The 24,847-nt window shown below is 69.7% G+C and carries 24 protein-coding genes; 17 read left to right on the plus strand and 7 right to left on the minus strand.

The features are described from left to right. Positions 1-54: 54 nt before the first annotated feature. Positions 55-399 carry a hypothetical protein gene (locus ENSA5_RS21570; RefSeq protein ID WP_106393568.1) on the minus strand — a complete coding sequence of 115 codons (345 nt, stop codon included), beginning with the start codon at positions 397-399 and terminating at the stop codon, positions 55-57. Positions 400-595: 196 nt separating this feature from the next. Here ENSA5_RS21570 and ENSA5_RS21575 point away from each other — a divergent pair, with 196 nt between their 5' ends. From ENSA5_RS21575 to ENSA5_RS21605, 7 genes are read left to right on the plus strand one after another with little or no spacing between them, the layout of a single operon-like run. After that, positions 596-2,836 (plus strand): aldehyde dehydrogenase family protein, encoded by a 2,241-nt coding sequence (locus tag ENSA5_RS21575; protein WP_258182956.1) that lies wholly within the window; start codon positions 596-598, stop codon positions 2,834-2,836. Next, a complete protein-coding gene (locus ENSA5_RS21580; RefSeq protein WP_106393570.1) occupies positions 2,833-3,579 on the plus strand; it encodes an SDR family NAD(P)-dependent oxidoreductase in 747 nt (248 codons plus the stop codon). The genes ENSA5_RS21575 and ENSA5_RS21580 overlap by 4 nt, the downstream gene beginning before the upstream one ends. A 9-nt stretch (positions 3,580-3,588) precedes the next feature. Further along, positions 3,589-5,124 carry an amino acid adenylation domain-containing protein gene (locus ENSA5_RS21585; protein ID WP_106393571.1) on the plus strand — a complete coding sequence of 512 codons (1,536 nt, stop codon included), beginning with the start codon at positions 3,589-3,591 and terminating at the stop codon, positions 5,122-5,124. Then, a complete protein-coding gene (locus tag ENSA5_RS21590) occupies positions 5,111-5,380 on the plus strand; it encodes an acyl carrier protein (protein ID WP_181198015.1) in 270 nt (89 codons plus the stop codon). The genes ENSA5_RS21585 and ENSA5_RS21590 overlap by 14 nt, the downstream gene beginning before the upstream one ends. Next, on the plus strand, positions 5,373-6,917 hold the full coding sequence (locus ENSA5_RS21595; protein WP_106393573.1) for an NAD(P)/FAD-dependent oxidoreductase: 1,545 nt from the start codon (positions 5,373-5,375) through the stop codon (positions 6,915-6,917). The genes ENSA5_RS21590 and ENSA5_RS21595 overlap by 8 nt, the downstream gene beginning before the upstream one ends. Then, positions 6,914-7,978 (plus strand): hypothetical protein, encoded by a 1,065-nt coding sequence (locus tag ENSA5_RS21600; protein WP_106393574.1) that lies wholly within the window; start codon positions 6,914-6,916, stop codon positions 7,976-7,978. Before ENSA5_RS21595 ends, ENSA5_RS21600 begins: the two co-directional genes overlap by 4 nt. 3 nt (positions 7,979-7,981) lie before the next feature. Then, entirely contained in the window at positions 7,982-9,289 is a 1,308-nt protein-coding gene (locus ENSA5_RS21605; protein ID WP_106393575.1) for an NAD(P)/FAD-dependent oxidoreductase, read from the plus strand. Positions 9,290-9,314: 25 nt separating this feature from the next. Here ENSA5_RS21605 and ENSA5_RS21610 read toward each other — a convergent pair whose 3' ends face one another. Beyond that, positions 9,315-9,941, minus strand: coding sequence for a hypothetical protein (locus tag ENSA5_RS21610; protein WP_146155961.1), 627 nt, complete (start codon positions 9,939-9,941; stop codon positions 9,315-9,317). A 99-nt stretch (positions 9,942-10,040) separates the two neighbouring features. On the opposite strand from ENSA5_RS21610, the gene ENSA5_RS21615 reads away from it, so the two are divergent. From ENSA5_RS21615 to ENSA5_RS21635, 5 genes are read left to right on the plus strand one after another with little or no spacing between them, the layout of a single operon-like run. After that, positions 10,041-10,586 (plus strand): FixH family protein, encoded by a 546-nt coding sequence (locus ENSA5_RS21615; RefSeq protein WP_146155962.1) that lies wholly within the window; start codon positions 10,041-10,043, stop codon positions 10,584-10,586. Beyond that, positions 10,576-11,070 (plus strand): c-type cytochrome domain-containing protein, encoded by a 495-nt coding sequence (locus tag ENSA5_RS21620; RefSeq protein ID WP_106393578.1) that lies wholly within the window; start codon positions 10,576-10,578, stop codon positions 11,068-11,070. The genes ENSA5_RS21615 and ENSA5_RS21620 overlap by 11 nt, the downstream gene beginning before the upstream one ends. Beyond that, positions 11,040-12,458, plus strand: coding sequence for an ATP-binding protein (locus ENSA5_RS21625; RefSeq protein WP_146155963.1), 1,419 nt, complete (start codon positions 11,040-11,042; stop codon positions 12,456-12,458). The genes ENSA5_RS21620 and ENSA5_RS21625 overlap by 31 nt, the downstream gene beginning before the upstream one ends. 36 nt (positions 12,459-12,494) lie before the next feature. Beyond that, positions 12,495-13,061 (plus strand): response regulator transcription factor, encoded by a 567-nt coding sequence (locus ENSA5_RS21630; protein ID WP_106393580.1) that lies wholly within the window; start codon positions 12,495-12,497, stop codon positions 13,059-13,061. Between the two features lie 18 nt (positions 13,062-13,079). Next, positions 13,080-13,997, plus strand: coding sequence for a M90 family metallopeptidase (locus tag ENSA5_RS21635; RefSeq protein WP_106393581.1), 918 nt, complete (start codon positions 13,080-13,082; stop codon positions 13,995-13,997). Between the two features lie 95 nt (positions 13,998-14,092). On the opposite strand, the gene ENSA5_RS21640 is transcribed toward ENSA5_RS21635, so the two are convergent. After that, the gene (locus ENSA5_RS21640) at positions 14,093-15,295 is read right to left on the minus strand and encodes a glycosyltransferase family protein (protein ID WP_106393582.1); all 1,203 of its coding nucleotides are present in this window, start codon (positions 15,293-15,295) and stop codon (positions 14,093-14,095) included. Next, positions 15,292-17,076: a WD40/YVTN/BNR-like repeat-containing protein gene (locus ENSA5_RS21645; RefSeq protein WP_106393583.1), complete on the minus strand. Its 1,785-nt coding sequence runs from the start codon at positions 17,074-17,076 to the stop codon at positions 15,292-15,294. The genes ENSA5_RS21640 and ENSA5_RS21645 overlap by 4 nt, the downstream gene beginning before the upstream one ends. Positions 17,077-17,456: 380 nt before the next feature. Between ENSA5_RS21645 and ENSA5_RS21650 the strand changes: the two genes are divergently transcribed. Both ENSA5_RS21650 and ENSA5_RS21655 read left to right on the plus strand, forming a co-directional pair. Further along, complete coding sequence (locus ENSA5_RS21650) at positions 17,457-18,149, plus strand: hypothetical protein (protein WP_146155964.1); 693 nt, start codon at positions 17,457-17,459, stop codon at positions 18,147-18,149. Between the two features lie 19 nt (positions 18,150-18,168). Then, positions 18,169-18,807 (plus strand): hypothetical protein, encoded by a 639-nt coding sequence (locus ENSA5_RS21655; RefSeq protein WP_106393585.1) that lies wholly within the window; start codon positions 18,169-18,171, stop codon positions 18,805-18,807. Between the two features lie 5 nt (positions 18,808-18,812). On the opposite strand, the gene ENSA5_RS21660 is transcribed toward ENSA5_RS21655, so the two are convergent. The 3 genes from ENSA5_RS21660 to ENSA5_RS21670 all read right to left on the minus strand — a co-directional run bounded on the left by ENSA5_RS21660 (position 18,813) and on the right by ENSA5_RS21670 (position 22,485). Then, positions 18,813-20,255 carry an SPFH domain-containing protein gene (locus tag ENSA5_RS21660; protein ID WP_106393586.1) on the minus strand — a complete coding sequence of 481 codons (1,443 nt, stop codon included), beginning with the start codon at positions 20,253-20,255 and terminating at the stop codon, positions 18,813-18,815. A gap of 10 nt (positions 20,256-20,265) precedes the next feature. Further along, a complete protein-coding gene (locus tag ENSA5_RS21665) occupies positions 20,266-21,345 on the minus strand; it encodes an SPFH domain-containing protein (protein ID WP_106393587.1) in 1,080 nt (359 codons plus the stop codon). A gap of 183 nt (positions 21,346-21,528) precedes the next feature. Then, a complete protein-coding gene (locus ENSA5_RS21670) occupies positions 21,529-22,485 on the minus strand; it encodes a prepilin peptidase (protein WP_146155965.1) in 957 nt (318 codons plus the stop codon). Between the two features lie 169 nt (positions 22,486-22,654). Between ENSA5_RS21670 and ENSA5_RS21675 the strand changes: the two genes are divergently transcribed. From ENSA5_RS21675 to ENSA5_RS21685, 3 genes are read left to right on the plus strand one after another with little or no spacing between them, the layout of a single operon-like run. Then, positions 22,655-23,626, plus strand: a complete 972-nt coding sequence (locus ENSA5_RS21675; protein WP_106393589.1) for a hypothetical protein — start codon at positions 22,655-22,657, stop codon at positions 23,624-23,626. 22 nt (positions 23,627-23,648) lie between these two features. Next, positions 23,649-24,269, plus strand: coding sequence for an RsfS/YbeB/iojap family protein (locus ENSA5_RS21680; RefSeq protein WP_106393590.1), 621 nt, complete (start codon positions 23,649-23,651; stop codon positions 24,267-24,269). A gap of 14 nt (positions 24,270-24,283) precedes the next feature. Further along, on the plus strand, positions 24,284-24,715 hold the full coding sequence (locus ENSA5_RS21685) for a 23S rRNA (pseudouridine(1915)-N(3))-methyltransferase RlmH (RefSeq protein WP_106393591.1): 432 nt from the start codon (positions 24,284-24,286) through the stop codon (positions 24,713-24,715). Positions 24,716-24,847: the final 132 nt, after the last annotated feature.

Raw genomic sequence — 24,847 nt, forward strand, 5'->3', positions numbered from 1 at the left:
CCTCGCCCCCGACGAGTCATCCACATATCTGGCCCGCTGGCCGGTTCTCGGGGTTCAGGCCGCCAGCTGCCCGGCGCGCAGAGCGGCGAGACGCTCGAGCGACGCAAAGGTCATTCGCTGCCACGACACCGACCGGTCGTAGCGAACATCGATGCCCCGCCCGAGCGCGGCGAGGCGCTTCACGAACTTCATCACGACGACCATCGTCGAGCTGGAGATGTGCTCGAGGCGCGAAAGATCGAAAACGATGTTTCGATCGAGTTCGATGAGCTTCTCGAACACCGGGTTGAGCGCCGCGGCGGGCCTGCGCTCGGCGGCACGGCCGCTCCACCTCACGTGAACGAGGTCGCCAGAGATAATCTCGAGGCCGAGTTCGATGCGAGCGCTCATGGCGATCATGTACCAGAAGAATTCCGCTCTGCATAGAATATTTTTCACAAATACTGGATTTGATGGCCGATATACACATTAATACTGGAAAACCTAGGCGGTCACACAGTTCCAAATTCTACAAATACTGGATTTCAAGATCGGGCCCTTCCTCGACGATGTCCCAAAACGCCACAGAACAAGCTCCTCGGCCGGTTTTTCGAGTTTGACCCAAAACAGCGCATTCCACGCGTACACTCCAGGTGTATGGTCTGCACATGTCCAACGTGGGCCCGAGGCCCCCAAAGACGCGCCTGAACTGGCGCAGCTACCGCAGTCTATGGAGGGCGAGATGCTCGAAGATGTGGCGCGGAGTGTCGAAGCAGCCGCTGGCTGCTGGCGGGCGGTCCCGATTCGGGACCGGCTAAAGGTGCTGCGCAGGGCGGGCGCGACTCTGCGCAAAAACCGCGAAGCCTTGCTCGACTGCCTCCGCGCCGACGGCTTATCCACAGCTCTGGCCGAGTACTACGGCGCCTGGATCTTGCGCCAGGGCGAGGCCGATCTGCTCGAGCACACCGCGACCGAGCTGCTTCGCTCCACGCCCTCGAGCTCGGAGGTCCTGGTCCGCAGGCCCGATGGCGTCGTCGCGCTGATCACGCCGGGCAACTCACCGACGATCAACTCCGCGCCGCTGTTCTCCATGCTCCTCGCTGGCAACGGCGTGATCATGCGGGCGCCCGGGCACGACGGTGGCGTCCGCCTGATCGCCTCCGAGTGCATCGGGACCGCGCTCGAGGATGCGGGCTACTCGGCCAAGCTCGTCCAGGTCGTGACCGGCCGATCGAGGCCGCTGCTCGAAGCCATCTACAGCAGCGACGTGGTCGACACCATCGTGTTCTTCGGCAACGCGATCGCGGGCCAGTCGGTCGCCGAGCGGGGCCACGCGGTTGGCAAGAAAGTGGTGCTCGAGCTCGAGGGCAGCGACTGCATGGTGGTCTGGTCCGACGCCGACCTCGAGGGCGCGCTCGACAGCGCGATCCGAGGCTTCGACTTCTCCACCCAGCCCTGCCCGATCCCCAAGCACTTCCTCGTCCACCCGGCGATCGCCTCGGACTTCGTTCGTGGCCTGTGCCAGCGCGCCAGCGCGCTGCAGACGGTGGAGGCCGACCCCGAGCGCGGCTCACTCGTGCCCTTGTTTCGGCCGGAGAAGTTCGACCTGCTCCTCGCCGAGGCCAGGCGTCGGGGCGAGATCGCTACCGGTGGGCATCGCGTCGACGCGAGCGGTCAGCCGTCCGAGACCGGCAGCTACGGCGCGCCGACCGTGGTCATGCTCGACCATCATCTCGCCGGGCACGACACCGGGCACGATGACCTGCTCGAGAGCCCGCTGTTCTGCGAAGAGATCAACGTGCCGATCCTCCCCGTCGTCAGCTACGCCGGGGACGACGCCGCGATCCTCGACGCGATGCTGCGGACGATCAACGGCATCCCCTTCGGCCTTCGGACCTCGCTGTGGACCCGCGACGACGCGGTCGCAACCACCTTCGTGCGCGCGGCCAAGGACGTCGGCCTGATCATGATCAACCGCGATCACGCCCACCACCCGAGCTACCTGTCGCCGTGGGGGGGGCCCAAGCGCTCCGGGGGGCCCCACGGCGAGAGCCACCTGTTTTGGCAAAAGACCTCGCACCTCCAGGGCGTGGTCGCGTCGCCAGCGATCGTCCGCGCGGCGCTGCTCGGCGCCGGCGACAAGGTCGAGCTCGAGATCGTCGATGAGGTCGCGTGGCTGACCCTCAACCGACCCGAGCGCCACAACGCGGTCGATCGGGGCCTCGCCGAGGAGCTCTCGGAGGCCGTCGATCAGCTCGTCGTCGACGCCGCTCAGATCCGCGCGCTCGTGCTCCGGGGCGCCGGGCCATCCTTTTGTAGCGGCGCCGATCTAAAGATGCTGCGCCACCTCGACGCCAAGGCGGCGCGACGCTTCATGCAGGACGTGACCTGGACCCTCCGCCAGCTCGAGCGGCTCCCGGTCCCGAGCCTGGCCCTGGTCCGGGGCTTTTGCGTCGGCGGTGGGTTCGAGTTCGCGCTCCACTGCGACGCGATCCTCGCCAGCGAGAGCGCCGAGTTTGGCCTGCCCGAGGTCCGCCACGGGCTGACCACGACCGCGGGCGCCGTCGGCCGCCTCGCCCGCGCCGTCGGCAAACACCGCGCGACCGAGTGGCTGCTCTCGGGCGAGCGCTTCGACGCGGCCACGGCCCACGCGGCCGGGCTGCTCACGGCGGTCGTCCCTGATGACGAGCTCGACGCCGCGGCGACGCGCTGGTCCGCCCGCGCCCGGGCCCTGCCGCGCGCGGGCGTGACCGCGACCAAGCGCCTGCTCGCCGGGCTCGGCCACCCCGACACCTGGCTGCCCGAGCTCGAGGCCTTCGCCGCGCTCAAGACCGACCTCGATGGAGAAAGCACATGATTGATCTCGATGGACAGGTGGCGCTCGTGTCTGGCGGCTCGCGCGGGATCGGAGCGGCGATCTGCCGCGCGCTCGCGGGCGCCGGGGCCAAGGTCGCCGTCAACTACCGCACCAGCGAGGCCGCGGCCCGCGAGCTGTGCGAGGCGATCGAAGCTCGCGGGGGCCAGGCGCGCGCGTTCGCGGCCGACGTCAGCGAGGCCGCGCAGGTCGAGGCCCTCGTCGAGTCGGTCACCGAAGCCTGGGGCCCCGTCAACGTGTTGGTCCACAACGCCGGCCTCCAGCACTCGGCCATGGCGCACCGCATGCGCGACGAGCAGTGGCACGCCGCCCTCGGCGTCAACCTTCACGCGGCCTTCTACCTGGCCCGCGCGGTCCTGCCCGCGATGCGCACGGCCGAGTCGGGCTCGATCGTGTTCATCGCCTCGGCTTCGGGCTCGATCGCCCAGGCCGGCGCGGCCGGCTACGTCGCGGCCAAGCACGGGCTGATCGGCCTGACCAAGGCCCTGGCCCTCGAGTCGGCCCGCAAGGGGATCCGCGTCAACGCCGTGTCGCCCGGTCTGACCGACACCGACCTCGTCGCCGAGCTCAGCCCCGAGCAGCGCGCCGGGTTGCTCGGGATGGTCCCGCTCGGGCGCATGGCCACGCCCGACGAGGTCGCCGCGACCGTCGAGTGGGTGGTCCGCGGCGCGAGCTACTCGACCGGCAACGTGTTTCATGTCGGCGGCGGCGTAGCGATGGGCTGAGCGAGGCACATGAGCAGCAACGCACGAGACTCAAACCTCGCCAATTTGGTCATTCGCGCGGCACGCGAGACGCCCCACGCGATCGCGGTCGACGCTCCCGATGGCCAACTCAGCTACGCCGAGCTCGATGACCAGGCCGCGCGACTCGCCGGCGCGCTGTCGGCAGCCGGCGTCGAGGTTGGCGATCGCGTGGCGCTGTGGCTGGCCAAGTCGACTCGGGCCGTCGTCGCGATGCAGGCCGCGCTGCGCCTCGGCGCGGTCTACGTGCCGATCGATCCCGACAGCCCGGGGGCGCGCGCGCGCAAGATCATCGTCGACTGTGACGCCCGCTGCCTGGTCACGGACCCGGGCCGATCGAGCCCCCTGAGGGCTGAGGACCCTGCGATCACCTCGATCGGCTCCGACGATCCCGGGGCGATCGCCTACGAAGACGCGCTGGCCACAGACCCGCTGAACGAGCCGCGCGCGCTCGATCCCGAGCGCCTCGCCTACATCCTCTACACCTCGGGCTCGACCGGCACGCCCAAGGGCGTCTCGCTCAGCCATCGCGCGGCGCTGGCCTTCGTTCATTGGGCCCACGAGACCCTCGCCGCGAGCCCCGACGATCACTTCTCCTCGCACGCGCCCTTTCACTTCGATCTGTCGATCCTCGATCTCTACGTCGCGTTCTCGGCTCGCGCGCGGGTCTGCCTGATCCCCGAGGGCCTCGCCTACGCGCCCAGGCAGCTGGTCGAGTTCATCCGCAAGCACGGCATCACTGTCTGGTACTCCGTGCCCTCGGCGCTGATCATGATGATGGAGCACGGTGGCCTGCTCGAGCTCGACGAGCCGCCCTCGCGCGTGGTCTTCGCCGGCGAGCCCTTCCCGATCAAGCATCTGCGCAGGCTCCGAGCTCGGTTCTCGTCCGTGCGCCTGCTCAACTTCTACGGCCCGACCGAGACCAACGTGTGCACCTTTCACGAGGTGCTCGATATCGACCCGAGCCGCGTGAGCCCGGTCCCGATCGGGCGGGCGTGCTGCGGCGACGAGGCGTGGGCCGTGACCGCCGAAGGCGCGCGGGCGCGGGTCGGCGAGTCGGGCGAGCTGATGGTCCGCGGCCCGACGACGATGACGGGCTACTGGGGCCACCCTCCCCTGGGCGACCGAGCCCACGCGACGGGAGACATCGTGCGCGTGGTCGAGGACGGCGTCTACGAGTACCTCGGCCGCCGTGACCATATGGTCAAGGTGCGGGGCATGCGGATCGAGATCGGTGAGATCGAGTCCGCGCTGCTCGAGCACCCTGCGCTGCGCCACGTCGCGGTCGTCGTCGTCGGGACCGGGCTCGCGGCCCGGCTGGTCGCCTTCGTCTGCGCGGACACGCGCGTGTCTCTGATCGGCGTCAAAGGCCATTGCGCACAGCGCCTCCCTCGGTACATGGTCATCGACGAGGTCAGGACGGTCGATGCGCTGCCGCGAACCGGCAACGGCAAGATCGATCGGCGGCTCCTGACGCAGCTGGCAACCAAACATGAAGACGAGCACGACACGGATGAACGCGACTGAAGTCAACCAGGCACTCGAAGGTTTCATCACCGAGAAGCTGCTCCATGGCGACGGCGCCGACTTGACCCTCCAGACCCCGCTGCTCGAGTACGGCATCGTCGACTCGCTGGCGATGGTCTCGCTTTTGACCTTCGTCCAAAACAGCTTCGGCGTGACGATCCCCGACGGCGAGGTCTCGCCGCGCAACTTCAAGACCATCGAGGCGCTCTCGGCTCTGATCATGCGCGTCCACGGAGAAGCCTCGAACGGTGCGTGATCGCTACGACGTGATCGTGATCGGCGGGGGCCCAGCGGGCTCGTCGTCAGCGATGTTGTTGGCCCAGCGCGGGCTCTCGGTCCTCGTGGTCGAGAAGGACCCCTTCCCCCGCTACCACGTCGGCGAGAGCCTGACCGGAACCGGCGGTGACTTCATCGCCCGGGTCGGCCTCGCCGACCAGATGGCCGCGTTCGACTTCCCGGCCAAGCCCGGGGTCAAGGTCGTCGGCCGCGAGGGGGCCAAGTACTTCGTCCCGGTCCTGCGGCCGACGTGGCAGGTCCGCCGGGCCGAGTTCGACAATTTGCTGCTCGAGCACGCGATGGCCAAGGGCGCCGAGCACGTCCTCGGCACCGTCACCGACGTGATCCTCGACGGCGAGCGGGTCGTCGGCCTGACCCTGAGCACGGCCGCGGGCGACGAGCAGTCCCTGCGCTGCTCGATGGTGATCGACGCCTCGGGTCAGGGCGTGTTCATGTCGCGCAAGGAGATCGCGGGTCCCCGTCGGGTCGCGGCCTTCAGCCGCCAGATCGCGCTCTACTCCCAGTTCAAGGGGGTCGAGCCCGACGTCGGCGAGCAGTTCAACTCGACGGTCATCTTCTACCGCGACACCTACCACTGGGCGTGGTTGATCCCGATCAGCTCCGACACCGTCTCGATCGGGATCGTCCTGCCCACGACCAGCTACAAGCTCCGCGGCGGCACGGCCAAGGCGGCGATGGCCTGGGGCCTCGGCCACCTCAACGCCGAGCTGACCGAGCGCACACGCGAGGCCGAGCAGGTCGAGGACATGCACGTCTCGCGCAACTACTCCTACCGCGTCGATCCCTTCGTCGGCCCCGGGTGGCTGTGCGTCGGCGACTCGCACTGCTTCACCGATCCGATCTTCTCGTTCGGCGCGTCCCTGGCCATGACCGAGGCCGAGGCCGCGGCCGACACGGTCGCCGCCGCGATCGCCGACCCCAGCGCCGAGCCCGAGCTGCTCGCGTCCTACGCCCACTACTGCAACACGGGCCAGGGGCGGGCGAGCGAGCTGATCCGCTACTTCTGGAAATTCCCGGCCTTCTTCAAGTTCCTGACCCAGGGCCAGTACCGCGACGACCTCATCCGCCTCCTGGCCGGCGACTGCTTCACGCCCGAGCCGCTCCCCGCGACCCTCGAGATGCGCGCCAACCTCGACGACTCGCCGGTCCTCCAGCGGATCCCCGCGGGCCGGGCCCGGGACATCGCCGCGCGGATCTATCGCCGCTTCGACTTCTTCCAGGGCGTCGACGCGGCCTTCCTCGAGCTGTGCGAGGACGCCGTCATGATCTCGTTCATCCTCAGCGAGGATGACATCGACCTCTACGACTCGCTGCGCGACTTCGAAGAGCAGCTCGTCGCCGACTTTGGCCGCGACGACCTCGCGATCTTCAGCTTCACGCCCGACATCATCGACGCGATGCCCTCGGTCGCCAACGCCTTCCCGATCGTCGATCGCCGGCCCGCGGCGCAGCGGGCCATGCCCCAGGCCGAGGGCGACGGCGGGGGTATGCTGTGAGCGGCCGTCGCCACCTCGAGCTGCCGGTCGTCGAGCCCGGTCGTCACACCTACACCCAGTCCGAGCTCGCCGACCGGTTTCGCCGACGCCTCGCCCGGATCGAGGGCGCCGACGCGATGCGCCAGATGGTGACCTTCGTCTACGAGCGCTCGAGCATCGACGCGCGCCACCTCGAAGAAGACATCGAGACCGTCGAGGCCCAGACCGGCTGGTACCGACTGGTCAACGCCGCGACCCTCTCGCTGGCCCAACGGACCCTCGAGCGCCTGCTTCGTCCGGATCTGCCGGCCGACAGCTTCGACGCGCTGGTCGTGGTCAGCGCCAGCTACGCGGGCTTCCCCTCGCTCAGCCGCCGACTCCAGAGCGCGCTCGGGATGCGGCTCGACGCGCAGTGCTACGACCTCACGGGTCTCGGCTGCGCCGGGCCAACCCACGGTCTGCACCTCGCCGACATGCTGATCACCAGCGGCGCGTGCCAGCGCGTGTGCGTGGTCTGTGCCGACGTGATGGGCACCCACGGCGAGAGCCGGGTCCACAACGAGCCCCCGGACATGTCGCAGCTCGTCGCCCACTGCCTCGCGTCGGACGGCGCGGCCGCGCTCGTGGTCAGCGCCGAGCCGACCCGCGACGACTGCATCTCCTGGGAGGGCTGCCGCCTCGACTCGCGCCTGTGGCCCAACAGCCTGGCCGAGAACGACTTCACCGCGTCCGAGGACAACCAGCCGCTGATCTCCGTCGGCAAGGAGATCCGCACCCGCCTGCTCGACGAGCTCCGACCGGCGGTCGAGCAGGCCAACCCGGACACGACCTACTTTCACCCGGGCGGCGCCTCGCTGATGCGCCAGCTCGGGGCGGCCTTCCCGGCCCTCGTGCCCTCGCTCGACATCTCGAGCGAGGTCTTGCGCGCCCACGGGAACATCGGCTCGGCCTCGGTCCTGTGGGTGCTCCACGACGCGTGGAAGGCCGGCCGCGCGTTCGGGCCCGACCTGCGCCTGGTCGCGCTCGGGCCGGGGATCGTCTCGACCCAGCTTCACTTCACAGGCGTGCGCCACTCGAACTAGCCCATGCAAGACGTCCTCATCATCGGTGGCGGCCCCGGCGGCTCGGCGCTCGGCAGCTACCTGGCCAAGGCCGGGATCTCGAACACGATCTTCGAGTCCGCGATCCACCCCCGAGCCCACGTCGGCGAGTCCCTCGTGACCTCGACAACCCGGATCTTCCAGGACATCGGCTTCCTCGACACGATGGAGCGCGAGGGCTTCGTGCGCAAGTACGGCGCGTCGTGGCACCCGATCAAGCGCAACGCCGAGCTGACGATCGAGTTCGCCGAATTCCCCCAAGCTGGGATCGAGCAGGACTACACCTACCACGTCGACCGCGCTCGCTTTGACGCCTTGATGCTCAAGCACGCCAGCGAGCTCGGCTCGAAGGTCTACCAGGGCACCGAGGTCAACGAGGTCCTGTTCGACGGCGATCGGGCCCGGGGCGTGCGCGTGACCGTGGCCGGCCAGACCCTCGACGTCGAGGCCAGGTACGTCGTCGACGCGAGCGGCCGCCGGGCGCTGCTCGGCCGCCAGCTCAAGCTGCTCGAGAAGGACTCACAGTTCGATCAATTCGCGACCCACGCGTGGTTCGAAGACGTGACCCGCAGCGCCACCGGGCGGACCCACGACATCCACATCTACTTCCTCCCGGTCGAGCGCGGCTGGGTCTGGCAGATCCCGATCACCGAGACCATCACCTCGGTCGGCGTGGTCGTCGAGAAGCGCGACTTCCTCAAGCAGAGGGGCTCGGACGAGATCGAGGCCTGGTTCAACGAGATGGTCGCCTCGACCCCCGACGGCGCCATCGCGATGCAGCACGCCCGCCGCGTCAACGAGTTCAAGCGCGAGGGCGACTACAGCTACAGCATGTCGCGCTTCACCGGCCCCGGCTACATGATGATCGGCGACGCGGCCCGCTTCGTCGATCCGATCTTCTCGTCGGGGGTCAGCGTCGCAACCTACTCGGCCAAGTACGCCGCCGAGGCGATCCGCCGCGTGCTCCAAGGCGGGGCCGACGAGCGCGAGGCCTTCGATCACTACGAGACCACCCTGCGCGCGGGCTGCAACATCTGGTACGAGTTCATCTGCCTGTACTACCGCTTGCTGCCCCTGTTCACCCTGTTCATCCAAAACGACGACTATCGGATGCAGATCCTGCGACTGCTCCAAGGTGAGGTGTTCGACCGCGGCGAGGTCACGGTCCTCGACGCGATGCGCAAGTTCATCAACGCCGTCGAGAGCAACGATGAGCACCTCATGCGGCCCTACCTCGGCGACGTCGACCTGAGCGTCGTCGACGAGCTCCGGGCGCCCCAGCGCGCGCGCTGAGGGCCGAGCCCCCTCGCGGCCAGGATCAAAACTCCGGGCAGGGGATCGGCATCCGGGCGTCGGCCATCGCCGGGAACGCGCCGTCTTCAATGGTCGAGAGGGCCTCGGGCAGCCACCACCCGGCGATGTCCGCCAGCGGGTTGCCGGCCACGTCCACGACTCGCGGGTGCGCAGCCTGGGCGTAGTGCAGATGGATGCCCCCGGGGATGTCGAGGGCCGCGGCCTCGGCGAGGGTCTCGCAGGTGTAGGGGTTGAGCGGATAGGACAAGCTCAGCCGCAGCTCGGCCGGATCCTCGCCGGGCTCGATCGTGGCCACGATCGTGAGCCCGTGGCGCTCCCACACGTCCGCGGCGTCGCCCTGGCCCGGCACGCTGTAGAGGTGCCGGGACAGATCGTAGTAGACGGTGTACCCGAACTCGTCGAGCGCGAACGCGACGCCGAGGCGGAAGTGTGAGGAAGGATCGACCTCGTCGACCGGGGCGAGGGGCTCGGAGAAGCGCAGCACGACGGTGCTCGCGTCCTCGAAGCGCGCGCTCTCGAGCTCGGGCGGCGTCTCGTCGCCGGCCCCGCAGCTCGCCAGGACCGGCGCGAGCGCGCACACCCCCAGGCCGACCCCGCGGACTGCCGGACCTCGTTCGAGACGGTCGCCCATGGCCACACGATACCGCGTCGACTTGTCCCTGCGGCAGGATGTCTCACCCCGGGCGCAGATTGTTTTGCCAGCACCACGGGCTGCTAGGGTGCCAGAATCATGACCCTGTCTGCTCGCATGCGCACCCTCCTCGCCGCATCTCCCCTCGTTGTCTGCCTCGGCGTCCTCGGCTGCGACGGCGACGGCGACGGTGACGACCACGACGACCACGCTCACGACACCGGCGAGAGCCACGGGGACACCCACGGCGAGACCCACGGCGAGACCCACGGCGAGTCCGACTGCGCCAGCGAGGATCGCGACGACGAGTTCATGGTCGGCCTGAGCAAGTCCGGCGAGAAGGCGAGCGTGACCTTCGTCTCCGCCGACCCGGCCCCGCCTGCCCTCGACGACAACACCTGGGTCGTCTCGGTCACCGATCTCGGCGGCGCCCCGCTGAATGTCGGCATCACCGCGACCCCGATGATGCCCGACCACGGCCACGGAACGCCGGTCGAGGCCGTCGTGACCCCGAGCGCGACGACCCCCGGCGAGTACGAGATCAGCCCGGTCAACCTGTTCATGGCCGGCCTGTGGGAGGTCACTCTCGACCTCGACCTCGGCGGCGAGACCGATTCGGTGGTATTCGCCTTTTGTGTCGAGTGAGGCCGAAGCTCCTCCGATCCGCTTTACGCTCGCGTTTACGCTCGCGCGGGCGCTGATCGCCTGCGTCTCCTGTCTCGGCGCGCTCGCGTGCGCCGACGACAACGACGGCGGCGGCGAAGGCGACGACGAGCAGGAGCTCAGCTGCGTCGAGATCGACTACGCCGGCTGCTCGCAGCTCTACCCTCCGACCTGGGACCAGGTCTGGCAGCAGACCCTCGAGCCGAGCTGCGGCGGCGGCGGCTCGTCCTGTCACCCGAGCGGCGGCCCGGCCGGCAGCCTCACCTTCATGGCCCCGACCACCACCTACATGGAGCTGATCAGCGGCGCCCACGTCATCGCCGGCGATCCTGGGTGCAGCCCGCTGATCATCCGACTCGAGAGCGATGACCCGGGCGTGCGCATGCCGCCGGGCCAGACGCCGATCCCCGCGGGGGCGCGCTGCAGCATCGCAACTTGGATCGCCGACGGGGCCGTCGAAAATTGACCCACCCCGCGACCAGCAGCAGCCACCCGACGAGCGCCCACATCACGCTGCGCAACCTCGTCGCGGCGCGCTGGGTGTTGCTCTCGCTGGTCGCCGCGGCCTCGATCCTCGAGCTGACCGGCGGCGCGGCCGACTCCCTCGCAACCTGGCTCCCGGCGACCGAGCACCCCTGGGCCACCTTCACGATCATCGCCGTGTGGGCCGGACACAACGGCCTGAGCGCGTGGCTGCTCGCGCGCGACCGAGCCCGCGAGAGCATCGCGGGTGTCCAGCTGCTGATCGACGCCAGCGCCTTGACCGTGCTGCTCGGGCTCGCGGGCGGGTCGGCCAACCCCTTCACGATCCTCTATTTCTTGCCGATCACCCTCGCCACCCAGGTCTCACCGCGCTGGACCTGGGCCCTGGCCGCGTGGAGCCTGGCCTGCTTTGCGAGCCTGTTCGTGCTGGTGCCTGCGGTCGGCGAGGGCCCGATGCCCGAGATGGGCGCGATGCCCGAGATGAGCGCGATGCCCGACATGGGCGCCGCGGGCATGGGCCACGGACACTTCGAGGGTCACCTGCGCGGGATGTGGATCGCGTTTGGGCTGACCGGGGTGCTCATGACCTTCTTCGTCCACCGCATCGCCCTCGCGATCGCGCGCCAGCGGGCCGAGCTCGTCCAGCTGCGCCAGGACGCCCTCGAAGACCGCCACCTCGCCGCGATCGGGACCCTCGCAGCCGGCGCGGCCCACGAGCTCGGGACGCCGCTCGGGACGATGAAGCTCCTCGCTGACGAGTTCCCGCTGATGGACGCCGACGAGCGCAAAGACGCGCTGGCGACGATCCGCGAGCAGCTCGCGCGCTGCAAGCTCATCGTCTCGCGGATGGCCAGCCCGGAGCTGCGTGTCGAGAGCCTCGGCGTCGATCCGCGGGCGTGGCGGCTGCGCGAGCTCGCGCAGGCCCTCCGCGCCCTCGAGCCTGGCGTGCCCCTCGAGATCCAGCTCGACCCCGGGGTCGCCGAGCTCGCCACCCGCCAGCCCTTCGAGGTCCTCGCGCAGCTCTTGCGCGAGCTCGTGGCCAACGCCGCCGAGGCCTGCCGCCGCGCAGACGACCCCGAAGCCGGTATCGAGGTCCGGCTCATGGCCAACCTCGACGCCCGCGATCTCCTGCGCGTCGAGGTCCGCGATCGCGGCGTCGGGATGAGCCCGGAGCTGCTCGCGTCGGCCTTCGATCCCTTCTTCTCGACCCGGCCCGAGGGCTCGGGGATGGGCCTGGGCCTGTACCTCGCCCGCGCCCACCTGCGGCAGCTCGGGGGCTCGATCGCCCTCGACTCGACCGAGGGCGTCGGGACGACCGTGCGCGTCCAGCTGCCGCTGACTGCGACATACGAGCGCAGGTCAGGCGCTTAGGCGCCTGGATCAGACAGGCTATTCTCCCCCGCGCCCATGAGCGGTGAAACCAGCGGCCAGACGATCATGATCGTCGACGACGATCGGGCCTTTTGCGCGGCGCTCGCCGGCGCCCTGCGTCGTCGCGGCCACGCCTGCATCGTCGCTCACGACTACGACGAGGCCCTCGCCGAGGCCCTCGCGTGGCGTCCGGATCGCGCCGTCATCGATCTGCGCATGCCCGGTCGCGGCGGGCTCGAGCTCGTCGCGAGCTTGCGCGACCAGCTCCCGCAGCTGCGCATGGTCGTGTTGACCGGCTACGGCTCGATCGCTAGCGCGGTCGAGGCGATCAAGCTCGGCGCCGTCCACTACCTGACCAAGCCGGCCGAGATCGAAGAGGTCCTCGCGGCCTTCGAGCGGACCGAGCCGGTCCTGATCGACGCCCCGCCCCCGACCAAGGCCACGCCCCTCGACGAGCTCGAGTGGGAGCACCTCCAGCGGGTCCTGACCGACTGCGAGGGCAACGTGTCCGAGGCCGCCCGGCGGCTCGGGATGCATCGCCGCAGCCTCCAGCGCAAGCTCGCCCGCGGCCGCAAGGCCCACGGCGAAGACGAACCGGAGTAGCCCCGCTATCCTGTTCGGGTGCAGGTCTGGCCGAGCGCGAAGATCCGCGCCCACCTTGGCGTCGCCCTCGGCCTCGCCCTCGCGGGGCTCGCGGGCGCGGCCTTCGGCGCGTGGCCGTGGACGGCGGCCGCGCTCGGCCTCGGCCTCGGGGCGGGGTGGTACCTGTGGATGGCCGGCCGCTACCATCGCCGCCGCTCGCTCGTCGCCGAGCCCTTTCCCGAGCCGTGGCGCAAGATCCTCAACCGCCGGGTCGACTTTTACCGCTCGCTCGACAGCGACGACGCCCGGCGCCGCTTCGAAGACGACGTCCGCATCTTCCTGGCCGAGCAGCAGGTCTACGGCGCGGGCGAGGGCGACGCTCGGCTCGAGATCGACGACGAGACCCGCCTGCTGATCGCCGCGTCGGCGGCGATCCTCGGCCACGGCATGCCCGACCTCGAGTGGCCGCGGATGCGCGACATCGTCGTCCACCCCCGCGCCTTCGACGAGAACTACTCGGGCGAGGGCGACGCCCACATCTCTGGCATGGTCCACTACCAGGGGCCGATCCTCTACTCGGAGCGCGACCTCAAGCTCGGCTTTCGCCGCCACGACGGCCACAACGTCGGGCTCCACGAGCTCGCCCACGTCCTCGACCTCGCCGACGGCGCGGCCGACGGCGTGCCCGCCGGGGCCGCCTGGGTCAGCAGCGCGCCGTGGCTCGAGATCGTCAGCGATCGCCTCCGCAAGCTTCGCCAGCACCGCTACCCCCACGTGCTGCGCGACTACGCCGGGACCAACGAGGCCGAGTTCTTCGCGGTCGCGGTCGAGAGCTTCTTCGAGCGGCCCCGGAAGCTGCGCGACAAGGATCCGGAGCTCTACACGATGCTGAGCGAGTACTTTGGTCAGGATCCGGCCAAGACCCCGCAGCGTCGCAGCCCCCGCAAATTTCGCTGAGCCGAGCTCCGCGCGAGCGGGTCGGTCACGCGCGGTCCGGGGTCAGACGCCCCGACGCGGGTCACCCGCGCCCGCCGACCCCAGACGAGAGCCGCTCAGGCGGTGCTCGCGGCGGTGCGCTCGTTGATGCGCCCGAGCACCCGCTCGATGCACGCGACCGCGTCGTCGTTGCCGCAGCTGAGCATCTCGGGCCTGCGGCCGCCGTGACGCTCGACCCGGCGCAGGAAGCCGCGCAGATCCTCGGGCCCGGGGATCCGATGCATGATCGCCTCGCCGAGGTTCTCGCGCCGCAGATAGAGCGCGTTGAGGGTCTGCTCGAAGATGCCGCCGTTGGGCATGACCAGCAGCGGCTTGCCGAGGTACAGGGCCTCGGAGATCAGCGTGAAGCCAGCGGTCGAGACCACGGCCTTGGCGCTGGCCAGATCGACCAGGAAGCCGTCGATGTTCGGATCTTTGAACTCGATGTTGGGCATCGTGTTCGCGGCGTCGGGCGGCCGCTCGAAATTGTAGGCGATGAAGCGCTGCTCGGGCATCGCCTGCATGGCCTCGATCAGCCCGACGATCCCGGTTGGATCGTTGTGATAGACGAGCACGTGCTCGCCGGCGCTCGGCTCGATCTCGCGGACGGCCGCGCGGAGGATCGGCGGGACCAGGGTCGCCTGGCCGGGGTAGCGCAGCGGCGGATAGAAGAACGAGCTGACCACGACGTGCTCGGGCTGCCGGGGCATGACCGTGTTGATGACCAGGCGCGCGACCCAGGCGTCCCAGGCGTAGCGGCGCGGGACCTCGTAGCGGGTGTGGGTCAGGATCTGCTGATGGTTGAAGCACATCAGCGGCAGGCCCATGCGCTGGGCCGCGCGGACCGAGTAGCTCTCGAAGTCGGTGATCAGGAGATCGGGCTGGAAGGTCTCGAAGCGCTCGATCAGCCCGTCGACGACCCCGCGGGTCTCGATCGCCTTCTTGCCGACCTGCAGGAGGCTGGTCCACAGGCGGATGTGGTTGTTGTGCATCAGGTGACGCAGGACCGGGACCTCGATCACCTCGCGGCCCTGATCGGCCAGCAGGCGTCCCGCGCCACCGCCGGCGCAAAACAGCAGCTCGTGGCCTCGAGCCTCGAGCGCCTCGGCCATGGCCGTGACCCGCGAGCTGTGGCCGCGACCTTGTGAGGTCAGCGCGTAGACGATGCGCGCGCTCGGGACGCGGCGGTCGCTGACCGTCGCAGGGCGCTCCGCACTCTCCTCGTGCGACTCGAAGTGGGGAAGTAGTGCAGCGGAGGTCACGGCGATTGGCAATTTCACGCGAGCGCGCGCTCGCTGGTGCTCACCAACATACGGTGAGCGAGGGGCGCGACCATCTCTGCGAACACCCGGCGCTGGATGGCGGCGCGTTCGTAGCTGGACAGACGACCGTAGTCACTGCCCGGCGAAGGTCCTGGCACAGGTCCCAGATCTTGGCCCGAGGAATTGAAGGTGACGCGAGAAGCGTGGGTCGCCAGCCTTCGGCGCAACGCGGGCGCGACCTCCGGAGCGTGGCGTTCGAGCAGCCAGCGCAGCGTCCGCCAGGCCAGCGCAGCGTGGCGCGCCTCGTCGGCGGCGATCTGGTTGAGGACAGACGCGTGCATGGCCTCCGAGTCGCGGCACGCCTGGGCCGCGACCGCAGCCTCGGCCGCGGCCATGCTCTCGTTGATGCAGCCCTCCTCGAACACGGCGATCGCTATCGCTGCGGGATCTCCGACCCGCGAGTCCGACACAGTACCGGAGATATCGCCGAGTGGAAGTGGAAGCGGAAGTGGAAGCGGACCGGCCCGCAGCGGCACTCCCGCGTGGCGCGAGGCCAGCTCGAAGCAGGCCCGAGCGTGCTCGAGCTCGTCGCTGCTGGCCTCCAAAGCCGCGCGGATCAGCCCTGCGGGCGCACCTATCGACATCAGGTCCCGGGCCGCGCGCGCGAACGAGGCGACCGAAGCGTGCTCGTAGAGGGCGTCCTGGGCCCAGGCGGCCGCGAGCTCCGGACTCCCAGGTGCGCCGCCGCCTTGCGGGATCTCTCCGACCAGCGCGGCCGTCGTGAGCTCACCGTCGACGACCCACGGGCGCCCGCCGACGCACTCCTGGACGTAGGCCCGGGCCGCGTTGCCGCCCTCCCCTGCGACGACGAAGCCGTCCCAGTTGCCCGTGATCGCCAGCGGGACCAGGCCGACCGTGGTCACGCGGGAGACGCTGCCAGACTCGTCGATGTCGTAGATCGTGCCGTTGGTCGTGACCGCGAAGCCACCGTTGTAGGCGGCGATGTCGCCGTCGAGATCGGCGTCGAGCACGGTCCAGGTGCTGGCGTCGGCGTCGCGGAACAGCAGCTGGTCGACGCTCGCCAGCGCGAGTGAGGACGCGTAGGAGCTGCCGCTGTCCCCCGACACCCGACCGCCGGCGATCAGATCTGCGCTGGTGCCCAGCTCCTGGCGCAGCCACACGCCGCTTGGATCGGTGGCCGCCCACGCGCTGCCGCCGTCTCCGATCACCCAGATCTCGTCGTGGGTCGCAAACACCGCTCGCAGCCCGCCCCAACCCTCGGCTGGCGCGACGACCTCGGTCCAGCTCACCCCGTCGTCGGTCGAGACCAGCACCCGCTCGGCCGCGATCGCAACGAGAAAAGTCCCGGCCTCGAAGCTTCCCCGGGCGACACCGAGGAGGTCGTCGGTCACGGTGGACTCGTGTGCCTGCCAGGTTAGACCGGAGTCCGGCGAGCTCAGGATCGTACCGCCGTCGCCGACGACCAGGGTCGTGCCAAACGAGACAACACCGCGCAGCGCCACGTTCACGGGGGTGCTGAGCGAGGCTGAGTCACCGTTGACGCTGGTACCCTGATGGACCACCGCGCCCCCGGCCCCGACAGCGACGAGGGTGTCGTAGTCTCCTCCGCGGGTCAGCGCGAAGATGTCGGCGCTCGTTCCCAACTCGACGGCCTGGACCTCGGACCAGGGTTCAGGGCACGAGAAAAAGAACGGGCAGCCCGTCATCGTCCCGAGCGCGGCCGCGGCACAAGCCGTGGTCAGCAGGCGGACCGCGAGAGTCAGGGCGCGAGAGTTCATCGGCGGGGCTCTGCCGACATGGTCGACCGTGTCCGCGATCGTGGCAAGCGTAGGACCCGGATTTGCGCCTGGCGCGGCTTCAAAACGGCCTCAGATCCCCAGATCTCGACTCCGACGTTCTAGAGCATGCTTGCACGGACTGGGTCCAGCCCGGAGCCTGGGCCCGTTTTGGTCCAGGGGGCAGCGGGGCTAGCAGCCCGGGCTGCTAGCAGCCCGGGCTGCAATGCATCGTGTCGCCTCGCGCCGGAATTTTCGCTGAGGGCGCGAAGCCAAAACGCCGCTGTACCGGGCGTACTGCAAGTTTGGGCGACAAAGCCCTCGGCGAAAAGGCCAAGCGAGGTGGCGCGAGGCATTGCACCCCGGGCTGCTAGACTCCGCCGGTGAAACCCGGCCACGCCCTCGCCGCTTCGAGCCTGATGCTCGTCCTCGGCTGTCACCGCGTCGAGAGCGGGGTCGAGCCCGAGCCCCTCGGGTACGGCGCCGGGCCCCACCTGACGCCCGCCTCGGGCTACGAGCCCGATCCGGTCCCCCGCGCTTCGCCCACGCCCTGGACGCCGCCCGAGCGCGAGGCGCGGCCGAGCCTGGCCGCCGTGAGCCCCGCGCCGACCGAGCCCCTCGGGTACGCCCGAGACGTCGTCCGCGTGTGCGAGCACATCACGGCCCTCGACGAGACCCAGGACACCGCCAAGTGCCTCGGGCGCTACCGCATCGCCCAGGTCTTTCGGCCGATCGGACAGTGGAAGACCCTCGCCGCGTGCATCGAGGCGGCGACCGAGCTTCGCGCGATCGCGGCTTGTGAGCAGGCGACCCCGCCCACCTTCGCCATGGTCGACGCCTACCCCCACGAGTCGTCGGTCTGCATGCACGTGTTCGCCCTGACGATCGTCGAGCAGCTCGGCCCCGACCCGATGCTCGCCACCGAGCGGATTTTGGAGTTCGAGCCCCTCCTGCGCCAGTGCGTGAACTCGCTGGTGACCGAGGAGCGAGACCAGCGCAACCCCAGCGACTACATGAAGTTGCTCGAGTGCATCGAGGGCGCGCAGACCACCGAGGGCGCCGACGCCTGCTCGTGAGGCCGTGTAGACTGCTCGGATGCGCGCTCGCTTCGTCTGGGTCCTGCCCGCCGCCATGCTCGGGCTCATGGCCTGCAAGCCCAAGCCGCCGAAGGTCCCCGACGACGAGCCCAAAGCCACGGGCGCGAGCGGCTACGGCGACGCCGCCTACTCCACCGGCATCGCGCCGATCCAGGTCTGCGAGCACCTCGCGGCGATGGTCGCCGCCGAAGCCGGGATCCCCGACCCCCAGATCGATCCGAGCATGATGGCCGAGTGCGAGCGAGAGCTGAGCATCGAGGCGGCGACCCGCGGAACCTCCAACTGGAACGAGGTCGCCGGCTGCGTGCTCGAGGCCCAGACCGAGGCCGACATCAACTACTGCGACCGGACCTACCCGCTCCCGGGCTCGGGCAGCGCGGCCTCGCCAGCGCCGAGCGGCGACGACAGCCGCGAGCGCCGCGTCTGCGAGCACATGTTCGAGATCGTCATGATCGAGGCCACCGCCGAGCTCGGCGAGGCGCCCCAGATCACGGCCTCGGAGCGCCGACAGCTCAGCGACGAGTGCGTCGCAACCTTGGTCCAGGAGGAGCGCCCGAACCGCGACGCCGCCAGCTACGATCAGCTGCTCAGCTGCATCGGCGCCGCCAATTCCGGCGCCGAAATGGAGCGGTGCTGACTCGCTCAGTCGCCCATGAAGGCGCGGGCGAAGTCGCGTAGGCGCAGGACCGAGGGGATCCCGTCGCGGCTTTGGAAGGTGAGCTCCTCGGCGAAGTTGACGTTGGCCGCCGCCTGCCAGGCGACGAAGGCCCGGCCGCCGGGTGAGTCGAGCAGCTGGTTGACGCGGGACTCGTAGTTGCCGACCACGGCCGCGACCAGGGCCTGGCCGTCGGCGTTGAGGCGGGCGGCGACGCCGTCGGCCTCGGCCCGGACGCGCTGGTCGTAGGCGAGGGTCTCGGCCTGGATGTTCTTGATCCCGAGCAGGTACTTGTCGCCGTACTCCTCGGGCGCGCCGCCGATCGCCTTGGCCGCGACGGCCAGCAGCGCGGCCTTTTGACCCGGGGTCAGCTCCTCGAGCCTGCGCCGGGCGGCGCCGGGCTCGAGGTCGACGCTCTGCTCGGCGAGCTCCGCGAGCTCGGCGAGCTCCTCGGAGGTCAGCCCGGCGAGGGCCTCACCGGGGTCGGGGGTCTCGCCCTCGGGCGTCTCGCCTTCGGACGTCTCGCCTTCGGGCGTCTCGCCTTCGGCGGTCTCGCCTTCGGCGGTCTCGCCCTCGGGCGTCTCACCTTCGGCGGTCTCGCCTTCGGCGGTCTCGCCCTCGGGCGCCTCTCCCTCACCGAGGCGCATCGCGCTCGGCTCGACGGCCAAGAACCCGACCTGGTAGGCCCGGTCGAGGCGCGCGAGTCGGGCGGCCCAGTCCTGCTCGCGCGCGGACGCCAGCGCGAAGGTCTTTTGCTGGTAGTTGTCGAGATCCTGCTGGATGTCGGCGACCTCCTTGCGGGCGCCGTCGAGCAGCTTGTTCTGGGCGTTGAGCTGGATCTGGAGCAGCTGCTGCTCGTACTCGGGCCGGAAGAACACCGCGCGCATCAAGATCGCGTCCGCTTCGACGTGGAGCGCCGCGAGCTCCTCGTTGAGCACCGCGAGGGCCCTGGCCGTGACCTCGTTGCGCCGATCGGTGTCGTAGAAGTCGCTGCTCTGGAGATCGGCGAGGTGCTGGCGCAGGACGCCGACGGTCGTCTCGCGCGTCAGGCGTTGAAAGCGAAAATTGCCCTGGCCGTCCTCGACATGGTTGCCGGCCGTGACGATCTCCCAGCCCGCGCCCGGCGTGATCCGGTAGGGCACCGAGATGTCGAGGGTCACGATGTTGTTGTCCTTGGTCCGGATCTCGAGCGCGTCGTTACCGAGGAAATCCAGGAACTGGTAGGTGCTCGGCAGCTCGATGATCTTGTGAAGACCGACGACCTCGAGCCGCCAGCCGGGATCGAGGTCCTTCTCGATCACGCCGCCGACGTTGCTGCGGCGAACCCCGACCTGCCCGAGCTCGACGTTGTCGACCATCATCCCGCGCAGCGCCAAGATCGCGAAGAAGGCGATCACGAACCATTTGCATGCAGTGGTGAGCTTTTCCATGGTCCGTCTCCTATTGGTCGAGGACCACGCGTGAAGGGTTGGCGTCGTTGGCCCACGGCTCGATGTTGATCGTCACGTCCTCGAGGCTCTCGCCGAGGCGCTCCATCACGCGCTCGACGGGCTGGGTCCGAAACGCCTCGACCTCGGCCTTCTTGGCCCGGTAGTCGGCCTCGAGCTGGCCCTGGAGCTCCTCGGCCTTGCGCCGGGCCGCGGCGAGCTTGGCCTGGCCGACGCCGATCGTCTCGATTCGGTAGGTGTCGGCCGCGCGGATGGCGTTCTCGCGATCTGCGACCGCGGTCGCGAGCTCAGACTCGAGCTCGGCGCGGCGCTCCTGGATCTTCTTGTTCTCGTCGCGGTCGACCTCGGACAGCGTGCGCTGGCGGTCGGTCTCGGCCCGCTCGAGGTTGGACTTGATGACCTCGAGCTCGTTGCGGAGGCGGTTGCGCTCCTCGATCAGGTGCTCGTAGTCGGCGTTGAATTTGGGTCGCGGCGTGACCATCTGGGTCACGACGACGCCGTGGGGCCGGAGCGCCTCGTTGAGGCGATCTTGGGCCCGGGTCGCCGCGGCGCCGTAGTTCGACGGATCCGACACGGTGATCGTCGACTCGCGCCCGAACTCGTCGCGCAGGATCGCGCGGGCGTAGGGCTTGATCCAGGCCCGGAACATGTACTCGACGCCCGCGTCGCGGGCCACGGTCACGGCCTCGTCACCGACGACCTGAAAGATCAGCGTGGTATCCGAGAAGTGGAAGTTGGCCCCGTCGCTGGCCCGGACCGTCAGCTTCTCGACCTGGAGGTCGTCGACGCTCTGCTCGCCCTTCATCAAAAAGGTCTGGGGGCTGACGTCGAGCACGTGGAGCGAGTGGACGCCGAAGGGCATGCGGAACACCCACCCGGGCTGGGTGATCGCCTTGGCCGAGCCGCTGATGTTGTTGACCCGGACCGCGACCTCGCCCGGCTCGAGGGTGGTGAAGGACATGAACATCATGACCACCACGATCAGCGCGGACGCGCCGACCCAGATCCACTGGGTCGCGCCGCCAGCCTGCTCGCGTAGCTGTTTGAATTTCTCGAGGTCGATCTCGGCCATCGCGCATACTCTAACTTCTTTAACGTCTCCAAGACTCGGGCCTCCGGCCCGACAACCTCGCTCCGCTCGGCCCCAAGGTCCAAGGAGACTGTCTTTAACGTCTCCAAGACTCGGGCCTCCGGCCCGACAACCTCGCTGCGCTCGGCCCCAGGGTCCAAGGAGACTGTGATCACGAGACTGTGATCACGAGACCGCGCCCGTGAGCCAGGCAAACAGCGCTTCGATCTGGCCGCGCAGCAAGACCCACTCGAGGCCGGCGAGGGCCAGGAAGGGGCCAAAGGGGACGCGGCGGCCCATGACCCCCGCGTCGGGGTCTTCCTCGCCGAGCTCCGGGTCGTCGCCGTGGACCTCGGTGAGCTCGGTGTTGGCTGGGTTGCTACCGGCCAGGAGCATGGGGATGCTGACCAGCAAGCCCTGGATGGCGCCCGCGCCGAGGGTCCAGGCGACGGCCATCGGGCCGCCGAAGATCCCGATCATCAAGAGCAGCTTGCCGTCGCCGAGCCCGATCGCCTCGATGTCGCGAAAGGTCATGTACAGCCAGCGAATCGCCGCAATCAACGCCAAGCCGCCGACGCCCGCCGCGAGCGCCGGGAGGGTCTCGACGCCGAGCAATTCGGGCTTCCAGATGACGAGCACGGCGCCGATCGCCGACATCCCGAGCACGACCTCGTTTGGGATGATCCACAGGTCGAGGTCCGTGAAGGTGATGACGACCAGGGCCAGGCAAAAGAAGAACCAGATCTGCCAGACGATCAGGCCCTCGATGCCCCCGCCCTCGAGCAGCGGCGTGATCACGTGGAGCATGAACAGCGCGAAGCTCAGCAGCCCGCCGAGGAGCTCGACGAGCAGGTAGCGCAGGGCCACGGGCTCCTCACACTTGCGGCAGCGACCGCGCAGGAGCAGATACGAGAGGATCGGGATGTTGTCGTACCAGGCGATCGGCGTCTCGCAGCCGGGGCAGCGCGAGCGCGGGCGGGCGACCGACAGGCCCGCTGGCAAGCGATGGATGACGACGTTGGCGAACGACCCCCACAGCGTCCCCCAGACGAAGGCCGCCAGGCGCAGCCACGGGCTCATGAGGATCTCGATCAGCGTCGGATCGACGGAGACCGGCAAGGTGGCGGGTGCGGCTCCGAACACGGGTTGGCCAGACTAGCAGGCTGCTGAAGAACCCACCACGGCCCAAAGCACCCCGGGCTGCTAGCCCGGCGCGAGAACCACGCGCGGGGGGCTGAGCTCGGCTCAGGCTTGGAGACCTGGGGCGCGGGCCCGAGTCTTGGAGACGATAAAGACTGCTATCCTCCCGCGGGTGCGCCCGGCCTGGCAGACCTCCACATGCCGCTGCCAGCTCGCGCTCGCCCTCGCCCTCGGCCTCGGCTGCGGCGACGAGCGGGAGGCGCCCGACGCCAAGCCCCCGGTCGTCGAGCGCGATCGAGCGGCGGAGGCCAGCGGCCGGGCCGAGCGCTTCGCCGCGGCGCCCGACTGGGACACCCTGATCGAGCTGCTCGGTCAGCGCCACAATCTCGCGCGCGAGCTGCTCGGGCCGCACCGCATGCACTACGTCGCGTCGCTGCGCACGGGCCCCGTGGGCGTCGAGGCCGACGCGCCGCTGCCGAGCGTCGAGCTCGACCAGCCGATCTACGAGCGCTTCGCCGTGACCGACGAGCTCGAGCTGCGCTGGGGATCCGCGCCCGGTGAGCCGATCCGGCTCCTCCTCGAGCAACACAACGAGCACGAGCACGGCCGCGCGCTGATCGTGCTCGGCGAGCAGGTCTGGTCGCAGCTCGACGGGCGCGAGTGGCTCGCGCGCCCGCTCGAGAGCGATCTGTGGCAGGTCTGGGCCGACGATGCCCAGCACGCGGTCCTCGACCTCGTCGAGCTCGCCGGGCCCTACGCCGATCTCGGCGAGGTCGAGACCACCGAGCTCGACGGCCGCCCCGCCCTGCGTGTGAGCCTGCGCGCCAGTGAGCAGCAACACCCCGATCGCTTCGTCGAGCCCCCGAGCCCGTGGCGGCGCTGGGCGAGGGTCGAGATCGGGGCCGCCACGATCGTGGTCGACCGCGCGACCGGCCTGTGGCTGAGCGCCCAGATCGAGCTGAGCTGGTCGTTCGAGGACCGCGCTGGCCGCGAGCTCCGCGGCGAGGCGCGCTTTGACGGCCGCGTCGAGGTCCCCGACGCGCCCCCCCTGATCCGCCCGCCAGCGGACGCCAGCCCCGTGCCGGAGCGCGAGCGGCCCGAGCTCCTGCGTCAGCGCATGCTCGACGGGCTTGCCGGCCCGTGATCCGCCGCGCTATAGCGCTGCGATGTCTGAGCAGCGGACATGGACTCGCGACGCGCTGCCGTCAGCCCTCGACCGGGCTCTGACGGCGGCGGTGGATCGTGGAGCCCGCGCGCCGGTCGTCCTGCGTCTGACCGAGGTCGCGGGCTACACCGACTGGGGCCTGCTCCTGTCCGCCCGATCCGAGCGCCAGGTTCGGGGCATCGTCGACGGAGTCTTTGAAGCCCTCGCGGGCGGCGACGGCAAGGCCCCGGCCACAGCCAAGCTGATCGGCAGCGACGGCCTCGACCTCTACCTCTGGGCGCTGCTCGACTACGACGACTTCCTCATCCACGTCTTCTATCACCCGGTCCGGCGCCACTACGATCTCGAGAGCATGTGGAGCGACGCCCCGCGGGTCGAGCTCGGGCTCCCGGCCGCGGTCATGGACGACAGCGACCTCGACGGCCTCGTGGCCCCCGATCCGATGCCCAGCTACCGCGGCGACCTCGCGTTCGGCGGCTTCGAGGACGAGTTCGGGGACGACGAAGACGACGAAGACCCCGAGTTCGCGGACGACGAGCTGTTCGACGACGCGGACGCGGACGCGGGCGGGGCCGACCCGGCCGCCCAGCCCAGCGCCGACGACGACCTGTTCGAGAACTAGCAGGGAGCTCGGACATGCGCCTCCGGATCCTCGCCGTCGGCAAGCTCAAGCAAGCCGGGCTCGAGGCGCTGGTCAGCGACTACTCCAAGCGCTCACGCTCGCTGCTGCCGATCGAGCTCGTTCACCTGCGCGAGCTCGCGATCGTGCGCCAGCGCGCCCAGCCGAGCACCGAGGGGCCGCGCGTGGTCCTCGACGAGCGCGGCGAGCAGATCACGACCGAGACCCTGGCCGCGTGGCTCGGCGACTGGCGCGAGCGCGGAACCCGGCAGGTCGACTTTTTAATCGGCGACGCCCACGGCTTCGACGAGCGCGACCGCGAGGCCGCCCAGCGCGTGATGGCGCTCTCGCGCCTGACCCTGCCCCATCGCCTGGCCCAGGTCCTGCTCGTCGAGCAACTCTACCGCGCGGGCACGATCCTCGCGGGCCACCCCTACCACCACCGCTGAGGATCGCTAGCAGCCCGGGGTGCAATCCATCGTGTCGCCTCGCGCCGGAATTTTCGCCGAGGGCGCGAAGCCAAAACGCCGCTGTACCGGGCGTACTGCAAGTTTTGGCGACAAAGCCCTCGGCGAAAAGGC

Origin of the sequence: Enhygromyxa salina (assembly GCF_002994615.1) — a bacterium.
In the GTDB taxonomy this organism is placed as follows: domain Bacteria; phylum Myxococcota_A; class Polyangia; order Nannocystales; family Nannocystaceae; genus Plesiocystis; species Plesiocystis salina_A.

Coding starts and splice junctions, on each gene's coding strand:
- ENSA5_RS21615 (WP_146155962.1), top strand. CDS start 10,041: ATGACCCTGTCTGCTCGCATGCGCACCCTCCTCGCCGCATCTCCCCTC.
- ENSA5_RS21605 (WP_106393575.1), top strand. CDS start 7,982: ATGCAAGACGTCCTCATCATCGGTGGCGGCCCCGGCGGCTCGGCGCTC.
- ENSA5_RS21660 (WP_106393586.1), bottom strand. CDS start 20,255: ATGGAAAAGCTCACCACTGCATGCAAATGGTTCGTGATCGCCTTCTTC.
- ENSA5_RS21630 (WP_106393580.1), top strand. CDS start 12,495: ATGAGCGGTGAAACCAGCGGCCAGACGATCATGATCGTCGACGACGAT.
- ENSA5_RS21610 (WP_146155961.1), bottom strand. CDS start 9,941: ATGGGCGACCGTCTCGAACGAGGTCCGGCAGTCCGCGGGGTCGGCCTG.
- ENSA5_RS21655 (WP_106393585.1), top strand. CDS start 18,169: ATGCGCGCTCGCTTCGTCTGGGTCCTGCCCGCCGCCATGCTCGGGCTC.
- ENSA5_RS21570 (WP_106393568.1), bottom strand. CDS start 399: ATGATCGCCATGAGCGCTCGCATCGAACTCGGCCTCGAGATTATCTCT.
- ENSA5_RS21590 (WP_181198015.1), top strand. CDS start 5,111: ATGAACGCGACTGAAGTCAACCAGGCACTCGAAGGTTTCATCACCGAG.
- ENSA5_RS21685 (WP_106393591.1), top strand. CDS start 24,284: ATGCGCCTCCGGATCCTCGCCGTCGGCAAGCTCAAGCAAGCCGGGCTC.
- ENSA5_RS21680 (WP_106393590.1), top strand. CDS start 23,649: ATGTCTGAGCAGCGGACATGGACTCGCGACGCGCTGCCGTCAGCCCTC.
- ENSA5_RS21645 (WP_106393583.1), bottom strand. CDS start 17,076: ATGAACTCTCGCGCCCTGACTCTCGCGGTCCGCCTGCTGACCACGGCT.
- ENSA5_RS21580 (WP_106393570.1), top strand. CDS start 2,833: ATGATTGATCTCGATGGACAGGTGGCGCTCGTGTCTGGCGGCTCGCGC.
- ENSA5_RS21585 (WP_106393571.1), top strand. CDS start 3,589: ATGAGCAGCAACGCACGAGACTCAAACCTCGCCAATTTGGTCATTCGC.
- ENSA5_RS21665 (WP_106393587.1), bottom strand. CDS start 21,345: ATGGCCGAGATCGACCTCGAGAAATTCAAACAGCTACGCGAGCAGGCT.